The following is a 21,770-nucleotide window of genomic DNA, read 5'->3' on the forward strand; positions in this document are numbered from 1 at the left end:
CCCCCCCCCCCCCCCCCCCCCCCCCCCCCCCCCCCCCCCCCCCCCCCCCCCCCCCCCCCCCCCCCCCCCCCCCCCAACCCCCCCCCCCCCCCCCCCCCCCCCCCCCCCCCGCGCCCCCCCCGCCCCCCCCCGGCGGCTCCGTCCAGGGGTCATGGGCGTGAATTCGGCCGGGGCGAGCCAGAGTCCGGCCATGTCAAGACTCGGTCTCTAAGCGATTGGGTTTTGACCTTACCGGTACTCGAAGATCGACCTGAAAATTCCGGGCGCGATCACCGACAGCGGATTGACGTCCAGTTTGGGCTTGTTGGCATTGCCCCTGAGCCGGTAAGTCACGCCGATCAGCCCGCGATCACGGCCATTGCCGAGCAACGCGCCGAACAGCGGCAGTTCGCCAAAGATGCGGTTGATGCCGTAGACCGGCATGAAGGTGCCGGTCATGTCCATGTTGTTGTTCCGGTCATAGAGCGTGCCCTGGAAGGTGGTGCCGATGCGCGGGCCGCGCAGCACGCCATTGGCCAGCTTCAGATAGCCGGCGCCCTTTTCGATCTCGGAAAAGCCGCGCTCGAACTTCACTCTCGACGTGTCGATATTGGCTTTGACGGCTTCGTTGAGGCTGCGGCTGTCACCGGCCGGCGTCGTCGATACGAGCGAGGCGAGTTTCGGCTCGTTGACCACGAAGAAATCATGCGAGTCGACCTGGCCCTTCATCGGCCCATCGCTTGCCCCGGCGAGCGCCAGGGTGATCGAGCCGCCCTCCATATGCTCGTAGATGTTGAGGAACCGCAGGATTGCGCCGGCGTCGGCCGACCGCACGTTGAGGGCGCGCTTGCCGGCGCCGGTCGTATTGCTGATGCTGATGGCAGCACCCGAACTTGCCGTGGCGCTCACCTTGAGCCCATTCACCCTCGAGCCGGCGGCGCTGTAGTCGAGCTTCAGGTTCGACAGCGTCTCGTTGTGGAAGCCGGTCAGCGAATTGACGTCGGCGCTGACCGAAATCGCGTCGGAGCCCGTGGCCTTGGTGGCGGTGTCGACATCGGACGTGAATTGCTTGATCAGCGAGCGCGCGTCCAGCGCGCTGCCGCTGATGTCGATCGCGTAGCCCTTGCCCGATCGTTTCACCGAAACGGCAACGTTGTCTCCCCGGTTCAGCTTGACGTTGCTGAACCGCGCCGAGGACAGGGCGCCTTTGACCAGCACCACGCCGCCATCGATCGAAAAGGTCTTTCCATCCAGGTCGAAGTCGGACAGCGTCGTGGTGTCGCCGGATTTGGCCATGGCAAATGTGACATTGGCTGGAATGCCGGGGCCCTTGCTCCAGCCTGCCCAGGGAATGTCCAGCCTGGCATTGGTCAGGTCCGCCGAAACAGTCTGGTTGCCCGTTCCACTCTTGTCGATCTCAACCTTGACGGTTCCGGAAAGCAGCTCCGACAGGCCAGGCATGGCGGCGGCACGTATCTTGTCGTCGAGCATCAGCGCCACTTTTCGGCTGCGTGGCGGTCCGCCATCCCTGAGCGGTTCGATCAAGTCGAGTTCGGCTGGAATGCCGTTGAGCAGCGCCTTGGCTGATATCACCGCCTTCTCGCGTTCCACCGTGATCGAACCATCCGCGTCCGTCACCGTCTGGTCTTCGAACGGCTTGCCCAGCGACAGGTCTTTGTAATCGAGCGTCACCAGCCAATCGAGTTTCGAGCTGTCGACGCCTGACTGCAGCGGAATATCCGCCTTGACGTGGCCGGTCACCGTGCCGGACAGGTCGTCCGGCAGCAGGCCGACATGGCGCATGGCATTGATCGGCTCGTAGGAGGCGAGTTCGGCGATTGCGGACGCCTCCCCGGCAACATCGATATCGAGCGCGCCGATCACCGGCGGGCGGTTCGCCGCCTTGATCGTCATCGTGCCGTTGCTTGCCGCCACCGTGCGGCCGCTGGCCATATAGACGTTGCCCGAGGACAAGGCGATGTCGACGTCATTGCCGTGGAATTCGACGACGCCGACGGCATCGCGTATCGGCGGAATGCGACCGGCTGTATCGAAGCGCGATCCTTCGACCTGGAACCGGCCGAATATCTCGTCTGATGAAAGCGGGATCCCGTTGCCAAGGCGCCCGGGCACGACCTGGAACTGCAGGCTGGCGTCGACGACGCGGCCGCCGAACAGGTTTTTCAGCACCCACAGGCGAGCGTTTCGCGCCGAAAACCAGGGCCACAATTGCTTGACATGCGAGACCGGCATGTCGTGGACGTTGAAGGCTACAGATATGCCCGGCACCTTTCCCCTGGCGAACTCGACAGAAGCCGTGCCCAGCGCCTCGCTGGCGGACCCGGATCTGATCCCGATCTGCTCGGCAACGAGCTTGCGGCTGCGGGTCTGGTAGACGCCGGCCACCCGGGCGATGAAATCGAGCGCAGGTTCGGAGGATTCCGAAGGCGCCAGCGTCGAGCCGTCGCTGGTCAGGTCGTAGCGATAGGACGGCTCCTCGCCCGCTGTTCCAGTCGCCGGCTTCGGCCCGATCGAACCGGCGAACTCGAATGTCGAGCGACCGGTCCTCACTTGCAGCCGGTCCACCTGGACCTTGTTGGCGCCGGCGACAAGCGTCGCAGCGAGATCGACGTCTGCTGGAAGCGAGCCACGCGTGCCAAGATCGAGCACGGCACCGGCGAACGACAACGAGGCCGTCAGCCGCGACGCGTCGTCGCCGGATCCTTCCGATCCCGCCAACTTCAGGGCAATCGCGCCAAGCGTCCCGCCCGGCGCTGCCGCAGCCTGGTCAAGCTGTGCTATCTCGACGCTGGCATCCAACGCCGTCACGCGCCGCGTCGTCGTATCGCGGCTTGCTGAGGCGGCGATGGTGAGTGCCCTGCCGTCGACAGCCGCGTCGGATGAAAACTCCATGCCGCCCGGCCCCGACTGCGCAACGGTAGCATCCGCGATCCTGACCAGTTTGACCCACCCGGCCTCTGGCGGAACGAGGTCGACATTGCGCAGCTCGATCCGGCGCATCTGCTCCTCGCGCACCGCATCGAGCGCGTGACCGATGCTGGCAAAGACCGTGCCGGCCAGCCTGTCCGGATCGATGAGGCCGTCGTCATTGCGCAGCGCCGCCGTCCAGTCGCCACCCGACGGCAGCGCCGACATCACGATGCGCGCGTCGGAAATCCTGGCACTGGTAAGCCGCACCTCGCCCGAAAGCAGCGGTATCAGCCTTACGCCGAAGCGGACACGCCCGGCATCGGCCATCGGTTTGCCGTCGGCGGTCTTGAGGCTGACGTCGCTGACCTGCAGCGCTATGAAGCTCGATCCGTCGAGCGTGAGACGGGCCGGCCCGACCGCAACGTCGACGTCGACGCCGGCCAATTTCTCGATGGCCGTTTCCGCCTCGGCCCGCAGCCGCTCGGTGCCGAAGCCGGACATGCCGATCGCATAGACAGCGGCGGTGGCCAGCAGCACAAGGGCCAAAAGGCCGGCAAACAGCCGCGCAAGAATACCAACGCCGCGGCCCTGGCCGAGCGGCGGTATGCGGCACGCGGACGGGAAGGCCCCCAGGTCGGTGATTTCATCACGCCTGAATCTGATCTTCTCGTGCTGCGGCTGCTCCTGATCCACACAATTTTCCGTTGAGCGAACTCGACCGTGGACGACTCCCGGTGCGACAATATATCGATGAGGCTTCGCGCGTAACCACAAACAAGGGCATCGATATGGCTGATCTCGACGTCGGCGACGTTGCGCCGCAGTTCGACCTTCCCCGCGACGGCGGCGGATCGCTCAGCCTCGCGTCATTGCGGGGAAAGCCGGTCGTGCTTTACTTCTATCCGCAGGACGACACCACCGGCTGCACCAATGAGGCGATCGGCTTTTCACAGTTGAAGCCGGAATTCGAAAAGCTCGGCGCTGTCGTGATCGGCCTGTCGCCGGACAGTGTCCGAAAACACGACAAATTCAAGTCGAAATACGATCTGACCGTCGACCTCGTCGCCGACGAGGAGCGCAAGGTGATCGAAGCCTATCATCTGTGGGTCGAGAAGCAGCTCTATGGCCGCCGCTATATGGGCGTCGAGCGCGCAACGTTCCTGATCGGCAGCGACGGACGGATCGCCCGGATCTGGCGAAACGTTCGCGTCGAAGGCCATGTCGAGGCGGTGCTGGAGGCCGTGCGCGCGCTTTGACGTCGATTTCGGGACGTCAATTTCGGCTGTGGCCTGAACCCGTGTGAAGCACGGGCGCCGAAGCAATCCGGCTGCAACCCATGGGCTGCAAGCTGGGCGCCAGCAACCGACCGTTAACCTTAATGATGTGTAATCGGGCTTGTCGTTGGTGTCGTAACGAAAGCTTGGTCCTGTGAACGTAGCCAGTCAGTCAACGGTCTTTGGCAGGCGCAACGAGCCCCATACGGTCATTATCGCCCGGGGCAACGAGATCAGGCATTTCACCATACGGCCATGGGTCGCCGCATTTTGCGGCTCGGCGCTGGCGGCGATGGCGATAGGCTATCTGCTGGCGACCTCCTATCTCGTGCTGCGCGACGACCTGATCGGCGCGACCACGGCACGGCAGGCGCGCATGCAGCAGGCCTATGAGGACCGCATCTCCGCACTGCGCGCCCAGGTCGACCGGATCACCAGCCGTCAGCTTCTCGACCAGCAGCTCATGGAAACCAAAGTTGGCGAGTTGCTGGAACGACAGACCCAGCTCAGCCTGCGCCACGGCCGCATCGGCCCGCTCCTCGAACGCGCCGAGAGCGACGTCAGAACGCCGCCCGCCGCAGGCACGGCTGCGTCCGCAAAGCCGGATAAACGCGCCGAGGTGACCGACGCCCCGCTACAGGCCTATGCGGTTGCCAGCGTCGGCGCCAGCCTTGGCGCTGGCGATGCCAAGCCGTTCTCGCTGTGGTCGACCCGCTCCGATCCGCTGCCGAGCGACACGGCGGCCGATCGTGCCGACAGGCTGTTCGTATCGATCAACGCCGCGCTCAAGGCCATAGAGAGCCAGCAGCTCACCCGCATCGCCACGCTTGCCGACAACGCCTACAAAAACGCCGATGCGATTTCTCAGGCGCTCGAGGCGGCGGGCCTGCCGGTCGACGGCGATTTCGGCAAGAGCGATGCCGGCGGTCCGCTGATACCACTCGACAGTTCGATGACGTTCGACAGCAAGGTAAGGGAACTCGACGAGGCGCTGGACGCGCTCGACCGGCTGAAGACGGAGGCGCGACGGCTGCCGCTCGCCAACCCCGCGCCCGGCCGCTCGGTCACCAGCCCGTTCGGCGTGCGCCCCGATCCGCTCCTCGGCACCGCCGCGCTGCATTCGGGGATGGATTTCAGGGCGCCGACCGGAATGCCTGCCAAGGTCACGGCGCCCGGCGTCGTCGTCAAGGCCGGCTGGAACGGCGGCTACGGCCGCATGGTCGAGGTCGACCATGGCAATGGCTTTGCGACGCGCTATGGGCATCTCAGCAAAATCGACGTGACCGTCGGCAAGCGGCTCAATGCCGGCGACGTCATCGGCAAGACCGGCAGCAGCGGCCGCTCGACCGGCCCACATCTGCATTACGAGATCCGCCACCATGGCGAGGCCATCGACCCGCTGCGCTTCCTGAGGGTCGGCAAGAAGGTCGCGCGGTATCTTTAGTGGCTGCAGGGGTGCATCTGGCACGTCGTAGGCTTTTCGGACGTCGGTGCAGGACCTTTTCGATGCTGGGCCCCCTCTGTCCTGCCGGACATCTCCCCCATTTGGGGGAAGATTGGCAGCTTCGGCGACAGTGCCCTTTCTTGAATGTTGAAAATTGGCGAAGGCCGAGGGGACGGCCAATCTCCCCCCTTGTTGGGGGAGATGTCCGGCAGGACAGAGGGGGGCGCGAAGGAACGCCGGAATTCTTTTTGAATTCCATTTGACTGAATAAATATTCGGTGCCACCCTCTTGTCTCCCAGGAATGCAAGACATGGCACTGCGGGGGACCAATCAGGAGTTTGGGCGGCCTTACAACAGGCGTATCGTCCTTGAGTCCATCCGCCTTCACGGTCCGATCGCCCGCGGCGACATTGCCAAGCGGGTCGGGCTCACCGTTCAAACGGTCTCGACCATCGTTCGCGAGCTGGAAGAACACGGCTACGTTCTGTCGATGCGCGAAGAGCCGCGAGGGCGCGGGCTGCCTCCGGCGACCCTGCGGATCAACCCGGAGGGCGGCTATGCCGTCGGCATCCACGTCACTCCGCTGGGTATCAATGCCGCGCTGATCAATTTGAGCGGGGACGTGATCGAGAGCGCCTACCGCGAGGCCCCCAACGCAACGCCCGACCATGCCTTCGATCTGATCGGCGCGATGGTGCTTGAATTGACCGGACTGCGGCCGGGCGGTCGCGTTCTCGGCATCGGCATGGCGCTGCCCGGCCCTTTCGGCGTGGAGTCGATGAGCTTTGTCGGCCCGACGACGATGACCGGCTGGAAGGACGTGGCGCTTCGGGAACGGCTGGAGGCCTCGACCGGGCTGCCCGCGTTTTTCGAGACCGACATGGCGGCCGCGGCAATGGGCGAGCGCCTCTATGGCCTCGGGATCGGGTATTCCGAATACTACTATCTTTATTTCGGTGTCGGTCTTGGCGGCGTCATGGTCCATGACGGAAGCGCGCTACGCGGCGCCTGGGGAAACGCCGGCGAAATCGGGCACATCCCTGTCGTGCCGGGCGGCGAGCCGTGCCCCTGCGGCAATCGCGGCTGCCTCGAACGATACCTCTCGCTCGAGGCGCTGCAGCGCCGGAACATCAGCGACGCCGATTGGGTTGACGAAGTCGGGCCGATCTTCCGCAACGCCATCACCATCGTCGAGAACCTGTTCGATCCCGAAACCATCATCCTCGGCGGACTGGCGTCCACCGATCTGCTTGAACGGCTGGCCGGTTCGGCTGCCAGGCTTGCCAACTCGATCTCGGCGCGAAGCGACCGCACGGCGCCGCGTGTCACCGTCGCACGCGGCGGCCAGCATGCGGTGCTGCGCGGGGCCGCCGCACTTGCCGTCTCAGGCGTGCTTTCGCCGCGCTTCGGCCAGATATTCACCGCCGAGCGCGAACGCGGGCGAGATATACTGCAAGGCAAGGGGATCGCGGCATGAGCGGAGCTCAGCCTGGCATGAGCCAACCCCTGCTGGTGCTCGACAATGTCACCAAGAATTTTGGCGCGATCGAAGCGCTCAAGGGCATCAGCTTCTCGATCGGCAAAGGCGAGGTGGTGGCGCTTCTGGGCGACAATGGCGCCGGCAAATCGACGCTGGTCAAGATCATCGCCGGCGGCCTGGAGCCGACCTCCGGCCGCATGCTGTTCGAGGGCAAGGAATTCCTCGCCAAATCTCCCGCCGAGGCCAAGGCGGCTGGGATCGAGACCGTCTACCAGGACCTCTCGCTTTGCACCAATGTCGACGTGGTGGCCAATTTCTTCATGGGCCGCGAGATCACCAGGAAATTCCTTGGCGTTCCCGTGCTCGACGAACCGGCCATGGAGCAGGTGGTCGAAAAGGCCTTGGCCAGCGCCGGCACCCGCATCCCTTCGCTGAGAACCAATGTCGAGCATCTCTCGGGCGGCCAGCGGCAGGCCATCGAGCTCAATCGATTCGTGCATTTTGGCGGCAAGCTCGTGCTTCTCGACGAGCCGTTCGCAGCACTCGGTGTCGAGCAGACGCGGCGCGGCCTCGACATGATCCGCCAGGTGGCGAGGCAAGGCATCGGCGTCGTCATCATCACCCATATCATGCAGCAGGCCTTCCAGGTCGCCGACCGGATCGTGGTGATCCGGCAAGGCGTCGTGGCCGGCGATGTCGCGCGCAACAAGACAAGTCCCGACGCGGTGATCGACATGATCACCGGAGAGACGCTCGCCGGTGCCGGACCGGCAGGCTGAGGGACAAAATGAGGGGTCCGGCGCAAGAGGAGCGAACGACATGAAGAAAATACTTCTTTCCGTCTTCGGTATCCTGGCACTGGCCTTTGCCACGCTCACGCCGGCATTCGCCCAGTCCAAGGGCACCGTCTACTACCTGGTGCCGACATTGCTCGACGAATTCCAGACCGGCTCGGTGAGCGCTCTGGAGATGTTCCTGAAGCAGGTCGGCTACGAGATGAAGACGCTGAACGCCGACAACAAGACCGACGCTCAGCAATCGCAGATGAACGACGTCATTGCGCTCAAGCCGTCGGCGATCATTCTTGCCGCCGTCGATTTCAATGCGTTGAAGCCGTCGATCGAGGGCGCCCGCGCCGCCGGCATCCCGGTTGTCGAGTTCGATCGCCAGATCACCTCGACGCCATCCGATTTCACCTCGGTGGCGGGAACGGTCGAGATCGGCCAGATTGCCGCCGATCAGGCCGAGAAGCTTTTGAAGGCGAAGCATGGATCGGTGAAAGGCAAGATCCTCCAGGTGCTTGGCGATCCTGGCGACCCCTACACGCTCGACATCCAGAAGGGTTTCGAGGAGAAGATGAAGGCGTTCCCGGACGTCAAGATCATCTCGGTTCCGGCCATGCAATGGGCGGCGGATGCAGCCGGAACCATCGTCAACGACCAGATGCTCGCCAACCCGGATATCGACCTGATCTTCAGTCACGCCGCCCATCTCTCGGTCGCTGCCGTCGCCTCGCTCGAGGCCGCCGGCAAGAAACCGGGCGACGTCATGCTGATGAGCTCGAACGGCGCGCCGGTCGGCCTCGACCTGATCCGCAAGGGCTGGCTCAACGTCGAAGTCGAGCAGCCGCTCTACGCTCAGGCCGCCGCCGTCGCCATGTTCATGGACAAGGTCGTCAACAAGCAGGAGATCAAGCCGGGCGAGTACGATGTGCTCGGCCTGAAGTCGGCCGTGACGATTGAAGCCTGGGGACCGAACATCAAGATCCCCGGCGCTGCGATCACCAAGGAAAACGTCGACAACCCGGCCTTCTGGGGCAACATGAAGCCGCCCTCGGGCACCGTGAAGCCGGTCGAATAGCAAAGTCGCCCAAGGCTTCGGGCCGCGCTGGCCCGGAGCCCTGGGCGTTCGAACGGACGCGCAGAGCAAGCTGCAGCAATTTTTCCAATCCGCGCGTGATCCTTTCCGAGAATCGATGCGCCAGCCGGATCAGCACATGTCACCCCGCACGCGCCACGCCCTCGAATTCGTCCTCGACAACCTCGTCTGGTTCATGCTGGTCGTCGTGCTGGTGGTCTTCTCCATCTCCATTCCGAACTATTTCCAGCTCGGCATCTTCGCCAACATCATCGAGGCGTCGAGCGTGCTTGGCGTCATGTCGATCGGCCTGGCGCTGGTCATCATCACCGGTCACATGGACCTGTCGGTCGAATCCGTGGCGGCGCTCAGTGCAATGGCGGTCGGCGTCCTGTTCTGCTCGGCGGGTATCGGCCTTGGCGTTCAGTTGCACCCGGAATGGCTGATGGTTCCGGTTTCGCTGCTGATTGGGCTTGTCGTCGGCGGCATCATCGGCGCCATCAACGGCTACCTGGTCGTCAAGGTGAAGATGAGTGCCTTCATCATCACACTGGCGTCCTACATCTGGGTGCGCGGCCTCGTGCTGGTCATTTCCGGCGGCCGCTCGGCACAGGACCTCGCGCCGGCAATCCGCTGGTTCGGCATTCAGCGCCTGCTTGGCCTGCCGCTCACCGCCTGGATCGCGATTGCGAGTTTCGTGGTGTTCTCGCTGATCATGGCCAAGACCCCCTTCGGCAGGCACCTGATCATGATCGGCGGCAACGAGACCGCAACCTTCCGCGCCGGCATCCGCGTCAACCGCAACCTCGTCATCGCCTTCGTTCTCGCCGGCGCCATCGCCGGCCTTGCCGGCTGGCTGCTGGCGATCCGCACCTCCGGCGCCACCGCCAATCTCGGCGTCGGCCTGCTGTTCAACGCCTTCGCCGCCGTCGTCATCGGCGGCGTCAGCCTCAAGGGTGGCGTCGGCACCCTGCCCGGCGTCTATGCCGGCGTGCTGTTGCTGTCGGCCATCAACACGGCGATCAACCTCATGGGCCTGCCGGCCAACTTCACCCAGGTGATCCACGGCCTGCTGGTGCTTGCCGCCGTGCTGCTCGACGCGTTCAAGCAAACCATCCGCCAAAGACTGGCATGAGAGGGGGGCTGGCATGAGCGGGCGTCCACAGATCGGAAGACTTTCGGACAAGGTCGCGCTGATCGTCGGCGGCGCCCGCGGCATCGGCAAGGGCATCGCACAGCGCTTTGCCGAAGAAGGCGCCAAGCTGGTGCTGGCCGATACCGAGGTCGAGGCCGGGCAAGCGGCCGCGGACGAAGTCGGCGCTGCCTTCATCCGCACCGACATCTCGCAGATGGCCGATGCCGAGGCCGCCGTAGCACTGGCACTCGACCATCACGGCCGTCTCGACATCATGGTCCAGAATGCCGGCATCTATCCCTGGCAATTGCTGGAAAACACCAGCCCGGAGGATTGGGACCGTGTCATGGCGGTCAATTTGCGCGGCAGCTTCAATGCCGCCCGGGCCGCGCTCGTTCCGATGAAGGCGCAGCACTTTGGCCGCATGCTGTTCACTTCCTCGATCACCGGCCCGCACGTCACCAGCCCCGGTCACGGCCACTATTCGGCGACCAAGGCCGGCATCAACGGCCTGATCCGTTCGGCCGCTCTCGAATTCTCGGGCTACGGCATCACCGTCAACGGCGTCGAGCCCGGCAACATCCTCACCGAAGCCATCCAGCTGCATCGCGGCGCCGCCTATATCAAGAACATGGAGGACTCCATCCCGCTCGGCCGCCTCGGCAGCCCGCGCGACGTGGCCAATGCCTTCCTGTTCCTGGCTTCGGACGACGCCAGCTACATTACCGGCACGACCATCATCGTCGATGGCGGGCAGTTGCTGCCCGAAGGCAAGGATTTCCGGCTGCTTCCGCCATGATCCGCGCCCGATCAACTCGATTCGCCGCCCAATACTTCAACATCGGTTTACCCGAAGCTGGTAACAGCAGCTACGCTGGTTTTCATGATCAAGCAAAGGGCCTGCCTTGCCGCTGCGTTACAGCTCTCCTTTCGACCACCACCGGAGCGAGTGCAATTGTAGATTGCATAACTGCGGGCAGTTGCCGTTCGCCGCGATGGCCAATGGGGAGCCGGGCCTTGCCATGGTCTGGAAACGCGGGGACTCTGGTGCCGGGAGCCGGGCTTGAGCGTCATTCGCGCCCTGGAAGGTGCCGATCTTCCGGCAGTCGCAGGCATGTTCCAACGCGTGCTGCGCAAGGAGCGGACCGAAGCACCGGCCGCGCTCATCGACTATATGAGACGGTTTTATCTGGAGGCGCCGGGTTGCGGAGGCGATCTGCGGTCGCTTGTCCATGTCAACGACGCCGGCCGCGTCTCCGGGTTCGTCGGCGTTCACGTGTTGCCGATGCAGTTCAACGGCAGGCAATTACGCGCCGCCATCTGCAGTTCGCTCATGGTCGAGGATCATGAACGCGACCCGATGGCCGGCGCCCGCTTGTTGAAGGCTTATCTGGATGGTCCGCAGGATATCTCGTTCAGCGAGACCGCCAACGACATTTCCACAAAATTGTGGACCCGGCTGCGCGGCGTTGTCCTGCCGCAATACAGTCTCGACTGGGTGCGCGTGATGCGGCCGGCGAGCTTTGTGCTCGGCCTTTCCGCCAGTCGCATGAAATCTGTCCGAATGCTCAGTCCGTTTGCCAATACCCTCGACCGGTTTTATTGCAGGCGAATGAAGTCCAGCGAACGACGCTGGTCCGGCGTGGCGGCAGACGGGGCAGGCCATGGAGCCTTTCGGACATCGCAAATCGACGGCGACGCATTTGCCAGGCTCGTCGAACCGTTGACCGCCCAGTTCGCCCTGCGCCCGAACTGGGCGGCAGGCCAGATCCATCATATGCTGACCGATGCGGCACAAAAACCGGAGCTGGGCGAGCTTGTCTATGTTTCCGTGGCATCGCCGGTCGGCACCAATGTCGGCGCATTCGCCTATCACGCACGGGCGGGCGGAATCGGTCGCGTGCTGCAGATCCTCGCCCTCCCCGGCCAGGCGGGTTCGGTGATCGACTGCCTGATCGATGATGCCGCCGTACGCGGCGTCAGCGGCCTGCGCGGACGCATTCAACCCGCACTTCTGGAAGCAATGCTTGGGCGACGCATCGCTTTCCTGACCGTTGCCTCGACTGTGGTGCATTCACGCGATCCAGAGCTTTTGGATGCCATGAAGAACTCGCAGGCTTTCCTGAACGGGCTTGCGGGCGAGCAGTGGAGCCGGCTGGGTCGCTTCACCTGAAGCGCTTCGCGTGACCTGGATCGAGAGCCAGCTCAGGCACTGATTTCCTCGACCTCATCAACGAGTTGCGGGCGCAGGTGCAGGTAGCGCGTCGCCTTGCGTTTGGCGGCGATGTCGGCCCAGACGCGTTCCACCTGCGAGGCGTCCAGTCCTGCCGCCTGCCCCACCACTTCGGCCGCCACGCCGTTGTTGAAACCGCAAAGGCAAAGATCCATGCGGTCATAGGGAAGCGAGAAGTAGAACTCCTCCTGCGTCTGCGCCAGCGAGTAGGTATCGGTGGTCGGCGGCCGATTGCGGATTTCCTCGGGCACGCCGAGATAGGCCGCGAGCGCATAGACCTGCGTCTTGTAGAGGTGGGCGATCGGCTTGACGTCCGCCGCGCCGTCACCGTTCTTGACGAAGAAGCCCTGGTCGTATTCCAGCCGGTTGGGCGTTCCAAGAACGGCGAAGTTCAGCCGGTCAGCATGAAAATATTCGATCTGCTTGCGGGTGCGCTGCTTCATGTTGGTGGCGGCGACGATACCGAGATAGACCGGCAGCGGCATTCTTATTTTGGTCTGCTTGCCCCTCGGGTCCTGGACCACGAGCGACGAGATATTGTAGCCCCCATGCTCGAGGGCGTTCGCAATCACGATCTTCGAGGCCCAGCCTTCGCCGTAGTCCGGCACCAAATCGCGGATGAAGGCGTCGCGACGCTGATAGCAGCCCATGGCGCGCAGGATCGGCCCGATATCCTCCACGATAGAATCGACACCGAAAGTGCCGGCGACAAGGCGGCCGAGCCGCAGACTTTCCGGATCGGAATCGTTTTCCGGCATGAAGAGGCACAGTACATTCTGTGGCCCGACGGCTCGCGCCGCCAACGCCACCGAAACGCTGGAATCGATCCCACCGGAAAGACCGAGCACGAGGCCGCGCTTGCGAATGCCGCGCAACTGTTGTCGCAAGGCGCTCACGATCCTGTCCGTTTCGGCGCCGGGGTCGATCGCCAAAGCCTGCGCCAGGATGGTCGGCGCGTCATCGCCGGGGCGAACGATCATTGCGCCGCCTCCATCATCTCCGACGCAAGCCGGCGGCTGACCTTGCCCGTATCCGTCTTCGGCAATTCCAGGCGGAACTCTATGATTTTGGGCACCATGAAATCCTCGAGATGACGGGCGCAGTGGCGCATGACATCCTTTTCGCTGAGCTTCGGGTCCGAGCGTATGACGAGCGCGCCGATCGCATGCCCGAGCAGCGGATCCGGCACGCCGACGACAACGGCTTCGGCGATGCCGGGATGGGCGTGAAGCACGGCTTCCACTTCCTTCGGCGCCACCTTCTCTCCCCGCGTCTTTATGATGTCGTCCTTGCGGCCGACGAAATAGAGAAAGCCGTCCTCATCGGTCCTGAACAGGTCACCGGTGTAGAGGACCTTCTCCCAAGGGTTCGGGCCCGGTCGCAGCGCTCGTTCCGTCGCAGCTTCGTTTCGCCAATAACCCTGCATGACGTGCGGTCCACGAATGACCAGCTCACCCGCCACACCTGGCGGCACGCTCTGCCCATTGTCGTCGACGACAAAGGCTTCGGTGTTCGGAATGGCTATGCCGACCGAACCCGGCCGGTGGTCGAGCTCCTCGGGCGGCAGATAGGTGCAGCGCTTGCATTCCGTCTGGCCATACATCGAATACAGCCTGACACCGGGAAAAAGGCAGCGCAGACGTTCGATATGGGCCGGCGGCAAGGCCGCCGCCGTGTTGGAAATATAGCTGACGCTGGGCAGGAAGCCCGGTTCCAGGTCACGCATCTGCAGGATCATCGCTGCCATCGTCGGCACCAGCGGAAGACCGGTGACGCCCTCCTCGCGGATACGTTCGAAGATCGCTTGAGGAAAAGCGAAGGATTTTTCGAGCACGAGCGTGGCGCCGAGCCTGACGGCCATCAGCAATTGATAGAGGCCATAGTCGAAGGCAAGAGGAAGGACATTCAGAATGATGTCGTCGGACGAGTTGCGCAGATAGGTAGTGATGGAGTCCGCCGCCGCGTCGCAATTGCGGTGCGTCATCATCACGCCCTTGGGCCGGCCGGTTGAGCCCGACGTGTAGATCAGCATCGCAAGATCGACGTCGATGCCACGGTGGTCGATCTTCCCGGCTGCGAGCGTCAGGCAGTCGGCCAGGGATGCAGCCCCCACCGGGCTTTGGCCATCGGCACCGACGGTCGAAGCCACGAAGATGCCGGTGTTGCCGCCGCAGGCCTCGGCGACCACGGGCATCAGTTTTGCCTGGGTAAGGATTGCCGAAGCGTCGCAATCGGCAAGGATGTAGGCAAGCTTGTCGGCCTTGGTCGATGGGTTGGCCGGGATGAAGGTCGCCCCTGCCTTGAGGACGGCGTAAATCGAAACCGCGGCCTCCCAGCAATTGTCCATGAAAACGACGACCCGGTCATCGCGCCTGACGCCGTTCGCGAAAAGCACAGCGGCAAGGCGGCTCGAGAGATCGTCCAGTTCTTCGTAGCTCAGCCTTTTATGGCTGGTGATCAATGCCGTTTTGGCAGGTTGGGCAGCGGCATTCGCGGCCAGAAAATGTTCGATCCGCACGGAACGCTCCTCGCCGATCGGGCCTAGACTGCCGGCGCTTTCGCCTTGATGAAGGACGAAATACGCTCAATCGAATCCAGGTTGGCCGGCACGATGTCGGTATCGACCATCGCAATACCGAAGGTATCCTCGATGAACGCCACGAGTTCGACCACGGCGGTCGAGTCGATGATGTCGTTCTCGATCAGCGAGGCTGTATCTGCAAGTTCGTAAGACGTGTCGCCGAACAAGAAATTGTCGACGATGAAGGCTCTGACCTTGTCCTTGATTGTTATCATCATTTTTTCCTTCCCTGGATTTCTCAAGCTGGTCTTACTGCACCAGCCTCTTGGCCGGTGAAATTCTTCTGCCACAGCTGCGTCGACAGGATGCCGACGAAGGCGGCGTTGTCGCGGAACCCCGACCCTGGCTGCGTGCGGCATTTCTCATGAAGGTTCGCCACCGCCTTGGCGTTGAACAGTCCGCCGGCGGCGATGCTCGCTTCGCTCAGCAAATCGCTGACATAGTCCAGTTCGCCGGCTCCAACAAAGGAGCGAGCTTCCGGCGCCCGGTAGGGCTGCTTGGCACGCTCCCGGATCGCGCTGGGAAGCAGATGCCCCGCCGCTTTGCGCAATATGTGCTTTTCGACCAATCCCTTCAGCTTCATTTCAGGCGGAAGTCTTGCGGCAAATTCCACCAGGCGATGGTCGAGATAGGGAAACCGCCCTTCGATACCATGCGCCATGGCCATCCGATCGCCTTGGCTGGAGAGGATATAGCCCGGCAGGAGGAAGCGGCTTTCGAGATATTGCGCCTGATGCAGCGGGTGCCACAGGGAAAAAGCCTGGGGCAACCGGCTGACCAGTTCCTCGGCCGCATCATAGCCCTTCAACGTCGCGCGCAGGTCGCCGGAAAAGAAAATCTTCGCCGCCGCCGTGGTCTTGAAGCGCGGCCGATGCGAGAACAGCGGATCGTCGAGCGCAGCGTTGCCGGCGCCGAAGAACGCCGCCAAATACTCCACGGACTGCTGCTGCAGACCCGGCAGATAGGGATAAAGCCTGCGGAACAGGTTTGGCCTGATGCGCGATGCCGGCTGCCGTGCGCAGAACCGGCGCACCCGCGCTTCCCTGAAAATGTCGTAGCCGGCAAAAACCTCGTCGGCGCCCTCGCCGGTCAGCACCACTTTCAGGCCGGCCTGGCGAACCAGGCCGGACAGCTGATAGAGCGGGGCTGGGGCGGTGCGGATGATCGGCCGCTCGGCAAAGCGGATGACTTCGGGGAAGACACCGGCGATATCGCCGGCCTGGCAGGCAATGGTTCGATGCCGGGCGCCAAGCGCTGAAGCCATCTCGATCTGGAAGGCGCTTTCGTCGTGTTCGGCGCTGTCGAACGTCACCGAAAATGTCTGCAGCTGGAGAGGAGTCATGCCGGCGGCAAGCGCTGAGACCAGGGATGAATCGAGCCCGCCCGAAAGATAAGAGCCGACCGGCACGTCGGCGCGCATGCGAAGCCTCACCGCATCGCTCAACAGCGCCTGCAGTTCCTCGGCCGCATCGTCCTCGGTCGTGAGCTTCGACGGCGCGTCCCGATGCGGATAGTCGAGGTGCCAATAGCGTTTCACCGTGACTTGCCCCGGTGTCGCAATCATCACGCTCGCCGGCTCCAGCTCGTGGATATCGCGGAAAGCCGTGCGGGGAGCGATCGGCGCCCACAGCGTAAAGATCTGGTCGAGTGCTATCGGATCGATCTCGGCCGAGACGCCGGGGACCTTCAGCAGCGCCTTGATCTCCGACGCGAAGTACAGCACGCCGTCCCTGTTCGTGTAGAACAGCGGCCGGACACCCATCCGGTCTCGGGCAAGCACCATGCGCCGACGCCTGTTATCCCATATCGCGAAGGCAAAATCGCCGTTCAGGAGCGACAGGCAGTCTTCGCCCATCTCGTCATACAGGTGCAGGATGACCTCGGTGTCGCTCGACGTACGGAAGCGCCGGCCCTTGGCGATCAGCCCTTCGCGCAGTTCCAGGTAGTTGAAGATCTCGCCGTTGAACGCAATCGTCAAATTGCCTGACACGTCCGACATCGGCTGCTGGCCATCACCGATCCCGATCACCGACAGCCGCGCATGGCCGAGCCCGGCGTCGGCTGCCACAAACTTCCCTTGCTCATCCGGCCCGCGATGGGCGATCGCAGCGATCATCCGCGCAAGCAAAGCTTCCGCATCCCGGATCGACCCGAAATAGCCCCCGAATCCGCACATTGGTTTGACTCATATATCGGTGAGGTAGGAGACATAAGCTTGAATGGTTGCCACAAGCGTTAACCGGATTATTTCGGCCGACACATGGTTAATAATAGCTTAAGCAGCAATCATACTTTCTAAGGAAATGCAACTCTTGGTCGGCCACTTCGTGTGCCAATTAACCTACTCCTAGACATAAGAAAATTAAGGAGTACAAATAGCACAATAGTTTGAGTTCCTATTTTCCTCTGGCGCGCAATAAGAACGTGCCAGTGGGAAGTTGCCGTTAGCTTTCAGTGCTTGCTTTCATGGAGAATAAATAGAGAGGTTAGCTCGAGGAGGGTGTTATGACAGCGCGTCTCTTTAGGTGCACGATCAAAAATTCCGGCCAAGCCCCCATCAGGTGGGTAAAGGATCATCTTGATCACGGTGAGTGGGCTGAGGGAAGCCTTCCTTCCCAGGCAGCTGGACTTATCAACCCCGGCCAATCAGGCCACTATCAAGCGGAGTCCGGGGGCGACATTCCCATTCTGAGCAGCATCATGACGGGCACAGAAGGATGGGTCGCCTTCCGAACCACGAACACAAGCGGAACCAGTGAGTTCTTCAAAATCTCACACTTCCTGCCCTATTGGTCACCGCGTAGGGGTGCGAGTGTCGAGACAATGCGTTTTGATCCGACCATCGCCCCTGGGTCCGGAGAGTTCGACACGCGGGACACGACCCCGGCCACGATCTCGGTTAAGCGGACCAACTTCTTCTCGCCACACGACGAGCTAGCGGAAGTGCAGAGCCTTCCATGGCTGGTATTCTGGTCCGTCGGACAGATCTTCACTCAGCCTTACGGTGACTTTCACTGGCATTTGAACATCGAGGTGACGAATACCGCTCCGGCTGCCTCCACAACGATTCCATTTTCTTCTACGCCGCCGTCAAACATCGATTCACAGTCGTTCCGTTTCTCCAGCCCAGAGATGTGGCGTGGCGTGTGGGACAGCGACGACAGGCGAGTGACCGCTGTTATATCGGTGTTGCCGAACAAGTTGTTGAAGGTCAGGATCGTAGAGAGGAGTCCCGACGGCACGGAGCAAACGATCGAAGCGACCGATTTACCCATATCTAGGACGAAGTCTTTTGAGATCGCCAGCCTATTTGATCCCATTCCGTTCCTGCGGGAGCACGCTGAGGTGCTTAGCCAGCTTCCCCGAATGGTGCAGGTGGAACGACAGGGTGGAAACGAGTTTGAATTGCTTGATATCATCACACGTGAGCATCCTCTGCACAGCGTTGCAGTCGAGGCGGTGCAGCGGGAATTCGAGATCGGTAGCTTCGGGCTAAGGCCCCGGGAGTTGGGTGGTGATTACCTGAGCTTGCCCAACGATGCCGTGCTGGAAATCGAAGAAGTCACGGCCGATGGAACCGTGATCGGCTATGGTCTGAGATATGTCCGTCCTGGTTTCGTGCCGGTTCTAGTGTTCGACTCGATCGACACACGGTTGCACCGCCGAATGGTTCTCAACTAGGCCCAAAGACCAAGCCTGATGTGAGACGTAAACGGTATGTGGCGAAACGCATCGTCGTGGCGGCAAGGGCTTCCGTCAGGTCCGCCGCCCCGGCATCCCATCGTATCGGTGACTAGGAACGGACATCACCGTTGCCAGTGACGCCGCTCTGCAAGCCTCTTTGAGCTTGTCCAGGAAGACCCGCATGCGTGGAATGCCCTCAGGGTCGAGGTATCCCGCGACCGCATGAAATGGCGGCGGTCGCAGCCCCGGCGACGAAGTGCCGCCACCGGTCCCATGCAGTATTCCGCTCGTTTCAGCGAGGCCTGCCACTGGTGGAATGCCTTCGCCTGCGCCTCTTCGTAAGCTCTTTCAGCCCGCCAGCCCATGCCTGAATCCCCATCATCCCCCGATGCAGGATCAGGACTTGCGGGTTGCCAGTCAAGTACGCTGGACCAGCGCTACCTTTTCAAGGCTTGTATCGGTGGCGGTTTCGGTGGCGGTTGCTGAGGTCACCGAGATCTGGAAGCTGGTAACTGTGCGGATTTCCTTAAGAAATTTGGTGGGCGATGACGGGCTCGAACCGCCGACATCTTCGGTGTAAACGAAGCGCTCTACCAACTGAGCTAATCGCCCGCTCCGGGGCGGACCTTTAAGCAGTTAGGACGGGGTTCGCAAGGCCAAATGAGCGCACGACGGCCTCGCCGCTGGTCGTTTTCGGCGGCAAAATCCGGCTCGTCAAAAAACCTTCTGCTGTTTGCTGTTATGCTGTCGCGCTCCGCTTGACACCCGGTGGCTTACGCCTTATCCACCGCCCAACGACGAACACGGCTGACCGTGCTCGTCTTGCGCGGGTGTAGCTCAGTTGGTTAGAGTGCCGGCCTGTCACGCCGGAGGTCGCGGGTTCGAGCCCCGTCACTCGCGCCATTTTCAATCACTTAGCTGATTGGAAATGTAAAAAACTCTGAATGCCGGACCGGCAATTCAGATATTCGGGTCGACCTTGGCGCCCGATAAATTTCAGCGCTTGGCCTGATTTTCAGAAACCTGTTCGATCTGGCTCATCACCGCTTGCGGATCGACGCTCTGAGCTAGCTGAGGCGGTTTCATCATCTGCCGGCGTTGGTACCTTCAAACGCTCCGTCAGGGCGGTTTCGATCAGTCGCGTGGTCTCATGCTCGTTGAGCAGGCCGATCTGCAGATCCAGCTCGGCGCGGTGCTCGCTCAACGCTCCGAGCTGATGCTTGGCACGTTCGCGACCAAGCTCGGGCGCGGTTTCCGTGCAGAATTCCGGCCCCCGTGCTTCGGTGATCGGGTCGCCTATTTTTGCCGCGGGTCTTCCAGGCCGATGCCGATCTGACGGAAACGGCCCGACCGACGTTCGACGACGGCTTCGGCGAGCGAGCGGGCGGCGTTGCGGACCTCTTCCTGGATTGTCTCGTCGGCATCGAGTTCCTCATGGCTTGTGGCGTACGGCTTCCAGTAACCGATGTAGCGGTCGAGCTCGGCGCTGGGGCCGGCCGGCGACAACTTCATGAAGCGCAGCCAGTCAGCGAGGGAATGCCGCACATTCTCCGCACCTTCGACATCGCCGTGCACAATCACAGAAAACAGCCTGCCTGCCAGATGACGCGGATAGTCCCAGCCGGCCAGTTCTACCTCCTTTGCCTTTGCCGCATCCTTGCCCTGTGTCAGCGAGGGGTCTGGATTGCCACCGTCAGCGCAGACAAGCCTGTCCATCATCAGTTTGACAGGCGAGGAAACCTGATACCAATTCACCGGCGAGATGATCATGATGCCATGGGCGGCGACCCACATCGGGTAGATTTCGTTCATCCAGTCCTGAACTTGCCCAAGCGAATGGTTGGGATAGCAGGAACAGGGCCAATGGCAGAGCGGAGCGGCCGTCGAAAAGCACGCCTTGCACGGATGGATGTTCCTCCCGTATTCGGAAGCAAGCCGCGACAGATCGAGAATTTCGACTGCAAGTTTCGTTTCCTTGTCGATGGTCTCACGGGCGATTTCGGCGAGCCGGAAACTCTTCGACATCTCGCCGGGACAGGTGTGCTCGCTGCGCGACGACCCGTTGATGATCAACAGACGCGGCGGCGCCGTTAGGTCCTCGTACCGACGCTGCGCCTGTAGCACCGCCTCGTGCGCCGCAATCCAATCGACGGACAGATCGTAGTCGGGGTCACTGAACCCAAGACCGGCTTTCCTCGTGATCGGGCTCTTGCGGGAATCCGCGTAAGCCTGCCAGGCGATCGAAGCGATTTGCTCAATCGACTGGGCGAACGGTTCGAACGCTGGATCGACGAATTGCTGCTTGTACCTCGCCTTGAAGGCTTTCTCACTCAGTCTGGGACTAGCCATGCCCTTGCGAGGCGCCGGGGTTTTCCCGACAAATTTGGCAACGAGACCAGCCATTTCCGAATTCCTTTCCCGAATTCTTGTCCAGGAACGCGCAAGATCTTGCAGTGATTTATTCACCCGTTCCGTCAGCGCCTCCGTGGAAGAAGGATCGAATTTCCTCCCTGTCGATGCTGTCATCGGCGTCCTCGTCGACGGCGCTGAATATCCGCTCGACAAAATCCTGAACCTCGGTTTGAGACAGCGCCCCATCGCCGTTGGCGTCGACTATGGCGAACATCATTCGCATCCGTGCGCCATGCATCATCCCGCCTCCCATATGGCGCCGGTCATGCCTTCGGAAATCGCGATGCCAACGGTCGTCACCTCGCTGCTCTGCTCGCGGGCGGCGATGCTGCATTTTCTCCTCCAGCATCTCAGTCATCATCTCGCGCATCGTTTGGCGCATGGAGTCTTCGGTTGGCCCGCCTGGCGACGGCTGTGAACCTTGTGCAGGTGCGGCGGGCGCAGGCGAGCTCGTCTGGGGTAGCGCCGGCGAAGCCAGCATAGCCAACGCCGCGGCAATTGCTGTGGTCTTGCTTGCTGATGTCATCGTGTTCTCCTTGGAGAATGGGTGGACCGAACGTGTCGGCATCTAAGCCAAACCCGCTGCTCCCCGCATGGTTCCTAGCGCGTTGCAACGCTGGTGATTGGTGAAAACGGCGATAACGGCCAATCTCCCCCCTTGAGGGGGAGATCAGCAGCTTAGCCGCAGCATTCTTCGGCTGTTTCGACTTTTTGTATCCGGTGCGCCACAAGCCGGCCATATGGGTTTGAGCATTGGAT

18 protein-coding genes and 2 tRNA genes are annotated in these 21,770 nt (G+C 62.3%); 10 read left to right on the top strand and 10 right to left on the bottom strand.

Annotation, left to right across the window (positions count from 1 at the left end):
- Both AC0L15_RS28110 and AC0L15_RS28115 read right to left on the bottom strand, forming a co-directional pair.
- On the bottom strand, positions 1-192 hold a 192-nt coding region (locus AC0L15_RS28110), incomplete at its 3' end, for a hypothetical protein (RefSeq protein WP_473497752.1).
- A gap of 36 nt (positions 193-228) precedes the next feature.
- The gene (locus AC0L15_RS28115) at positions 229-3,603 is read right to left on the bottom strand and encodes a hypothetical protein (RefSeq protein ID WP_473497753.1); all 3,375 of its coding nucleotides are present in this window, start codon (positions 3,601-3,603) and stop codon (positions 229-231) included.
- A 95-nt stretch (positions 3,604-3,698) separates the two neighbouring features.
- Here AC0L15_RS28115 and AC0L15_RS28120 point away from each other — a divergent pair, with 95 nt between their 5' ends.
- From AC0L15_RS28120 to AC0L15_RS28155, 8 genes are all read left to right on the top strand, one after another.
- Positions 3,699-4,166, top strand: coding sequence for a peroxiredoxin (locus tag AC0L15_RS28120; RefSeq protein WP_287247523.1), 468 nt, complete (start codon positions 3,699-3,701; stop codon positions 4,164-4,166).
- Between the two features lie 172 nt (positions 4,167-4,338).
- Complete coding sequence (locus AC0L15_RS28125) at positions 4,339-5,628, top strand: M23 family metallopeptidase (protein WP_287247524.1); 1,290 nt, start codon at positions 4,339-4,341, stop codon at positions 5,626-5,628.
- A 311-nt stretch (positions 5,629-5,939) separates the two neighbouring features.
- Entirely contained in the window at positions 5,940-7,106 is a 1,167-nt protein-coding gene (locus tag AC0L15_RS28130) for an ROK family transcriptional regulator (protein WP_287247526.1), read from the top strand.
- Positions 7,107-7,123: 17 nt separating this feature from the next.
- Positions 7,124-7,888, top strand: a complete 765-nt coding sequence (locus tag AC0L15_RS28135) for an ATP-binding cassette domain-containing protein (protein ID WP_091591840.1) — start codon at positions 7,124-7,126, stop codon at positions 7,886-7,888.
- A gap of 40 nt (positions 7,889-7,928) precedes the next feature.
- Positions 7,929-8,969, top strand: a complete 1,041-nt coding sequence (locus tag AC0L15_RS28140; RefSeq protein ID WP_473497756.1) for a sugar ABC transporter substrate-binding protein — start codon at positions 7,929-7,931, stop codon at positions 8,967-8,969.
- Positions 8,970-9,105: 136 nt separating this feature from the next.
- Positions 9,106-10,101, top strand: a complete 996-nt coding sequence (locus AC0L15_RS28145) for an ABC transporter permease (protein ID WP_287247527.1) — start codon at positions 9,106-9,108, stop codon at positions 10,099-10,101.
- A gap of 13 nt (positions 10,102-10,114) precedes the next feature.
- Positions 10,115-10,900: an SDR family oxidoreductase gene (locus AC0L15_RS28150; protein ID WP_128246664.1), complete on the top strand. Its 786-nt coding sequence runs from the start codon at positions 10,115-10,117 to the stop codon at positions 10,898-10,900.
- Between the two features lie 264 nt (positions 10,901-11,164).
- The gene (locus AC0L15_RS28155; RefSeq protein WP_287247528.1) at positions 11,165-12,274 is read left to right on the top strand and encodes a hypothetical protein; all 1,110 of its coding nucleotides are present in this window, start codon (positions 11,165-11,167) and stop codon (positions 12,272-12,274) included.
- 32 nt (positions 12,275-12,306) lie between these two features.
- On the opposite strand, the gene nadE is transcribed toward AC0L15_RS28155, so the two are convergent.
- The 4 genes from nadE to asnB are packed head-to-tail and all read right to left on the bottom strand — an operon-like array spanning position 12,307 to position 17,091.
- Positions 12,307-13,314, bottom strand: coding sequence for an NAD(+) synthase (gene nadE, locus AC0L15_RS28160; RefSeq protein ID WP_128246666.1), 1,008 nt, complete (start codon positions 13,312-13,314; stop codon positions 12,307-12,309).
- Positions 13,311-14,852, bottom strand: a complete 1,542-nt coding sequence (locus tag AC0L15_RS28165) for a class I adenylate-forming enzyme family protein (protein WP_128246667.1) — start codon at positions 14,850-14,852, stop codon at positions 13,311-13,313. The genes nadE and AC0L15_RS28165 overlap by 4 nt, the downstream gene beginning before the upstream one ends.
- A 23-nt stretch (positions 14,853-14,875) precedes the next feature.
- Positions 14,876-15,133: an acyl carrier protein gene (locus AC0L15_RS28170; protein ID WP_128246668.1), complete on the bottom strand. Its 258-nt coding sequence runs from the start codon at positions 15,131-15,133 to the stop codon at positions 14,876-14,878.
- Between the two features lie 20 nt (positions 15,134-15,153).
- Complete coding sequence (gene asnB, locus AC0L15_RS28175; protein WP_287247530.1) at positions 15,154-17,091, bottom strand: asparagine synthase (glutamine-hydrolyzing); 1,938 nt, start codon at positions 17,089-17,091, stop codon at positions 15,154-15,156.
- Positions 17,092-17,420: 329 nt separating this feature from the next.
- On the opposite strand from asnB, the gene AC0L15_RS28180 reads away from it, so the two are divergent.
- Entirely contained in the window at positions 17,421-18,596 is a 1,176-nt protein-coding gene (locus AC0L15_RS28180; protein WP_128246670.1) for a hypothetical protein, read from the top strand.
- Positions 18,597-19,135: 539 nt separating this feature from the next.
- On the opposite strand, the gene AC0L15_RS28185 is transcribed toward AC0L15_RS28180, so the two are convergent.
- Positions 19,136-19,211 (bottom strand) — tRNA-Val (locus AC0L15_RS28185).
- 214 nt (positions 19,212-19,425) lie between these two features.
- On the opposite strand from AC0L15_RS28185, the gene AC0L15_RS28190 reads away from it, so the two are divergent.
- A tRNA-Asp gene (locus tag AC0L15_RS28190) sits at positions 19,426-19,502 on the top strand.
- Positions 19,503-19,614: 112 nt separating this feature from the next.
- Here AC0L15_RS28190 and AC0L15_RS28195 read toward each other — a convergent pair.
- From AC0L15_RS28195 to AC0L15_RS28205, 3 genes are all read right to left on the bottom strand, one after another.
- Positions 19,615-19,803 (bottom strand): DUF1003 domain-containing protein, encoded by a 189-nt coding sequence (locus AC0L15_RS28195; protein WP_287137954.1) that lies wholly within the window; start codon positions 19,801-19,803, stop codon positions 19,615-19,617.
- A gap of 92 nt (positions 19,804-19,895) precedes the next feature.
- Positions 19,896-21,002, bottom strand: a complete 1,107-nt coding sequence (locus tag AC0L15_RS28200; RefSeq protein ID WP_287247532.1) for a flavodoxin family protein — start codon at positions 21,000-21,002, stop codon at positions 19,896-19,898.
- Between the two features lie 55 nt (positions 21,003-21,057).
- A complete protein-coding gene (locus AC0L15_RS28205) occupies positions 21,058-21,537 on the bottom strand; it encodes an EF-hand domain-containing protein (protein ID WP_473497759.1) in 480 nt (159 codons plus the stop codon).
- Positions 21,538-21,770 lie beyond the last annotated feature (233 nt).

The organism is Mesorhizobium sp. WSM4846, from assembly GCF_055811415.1.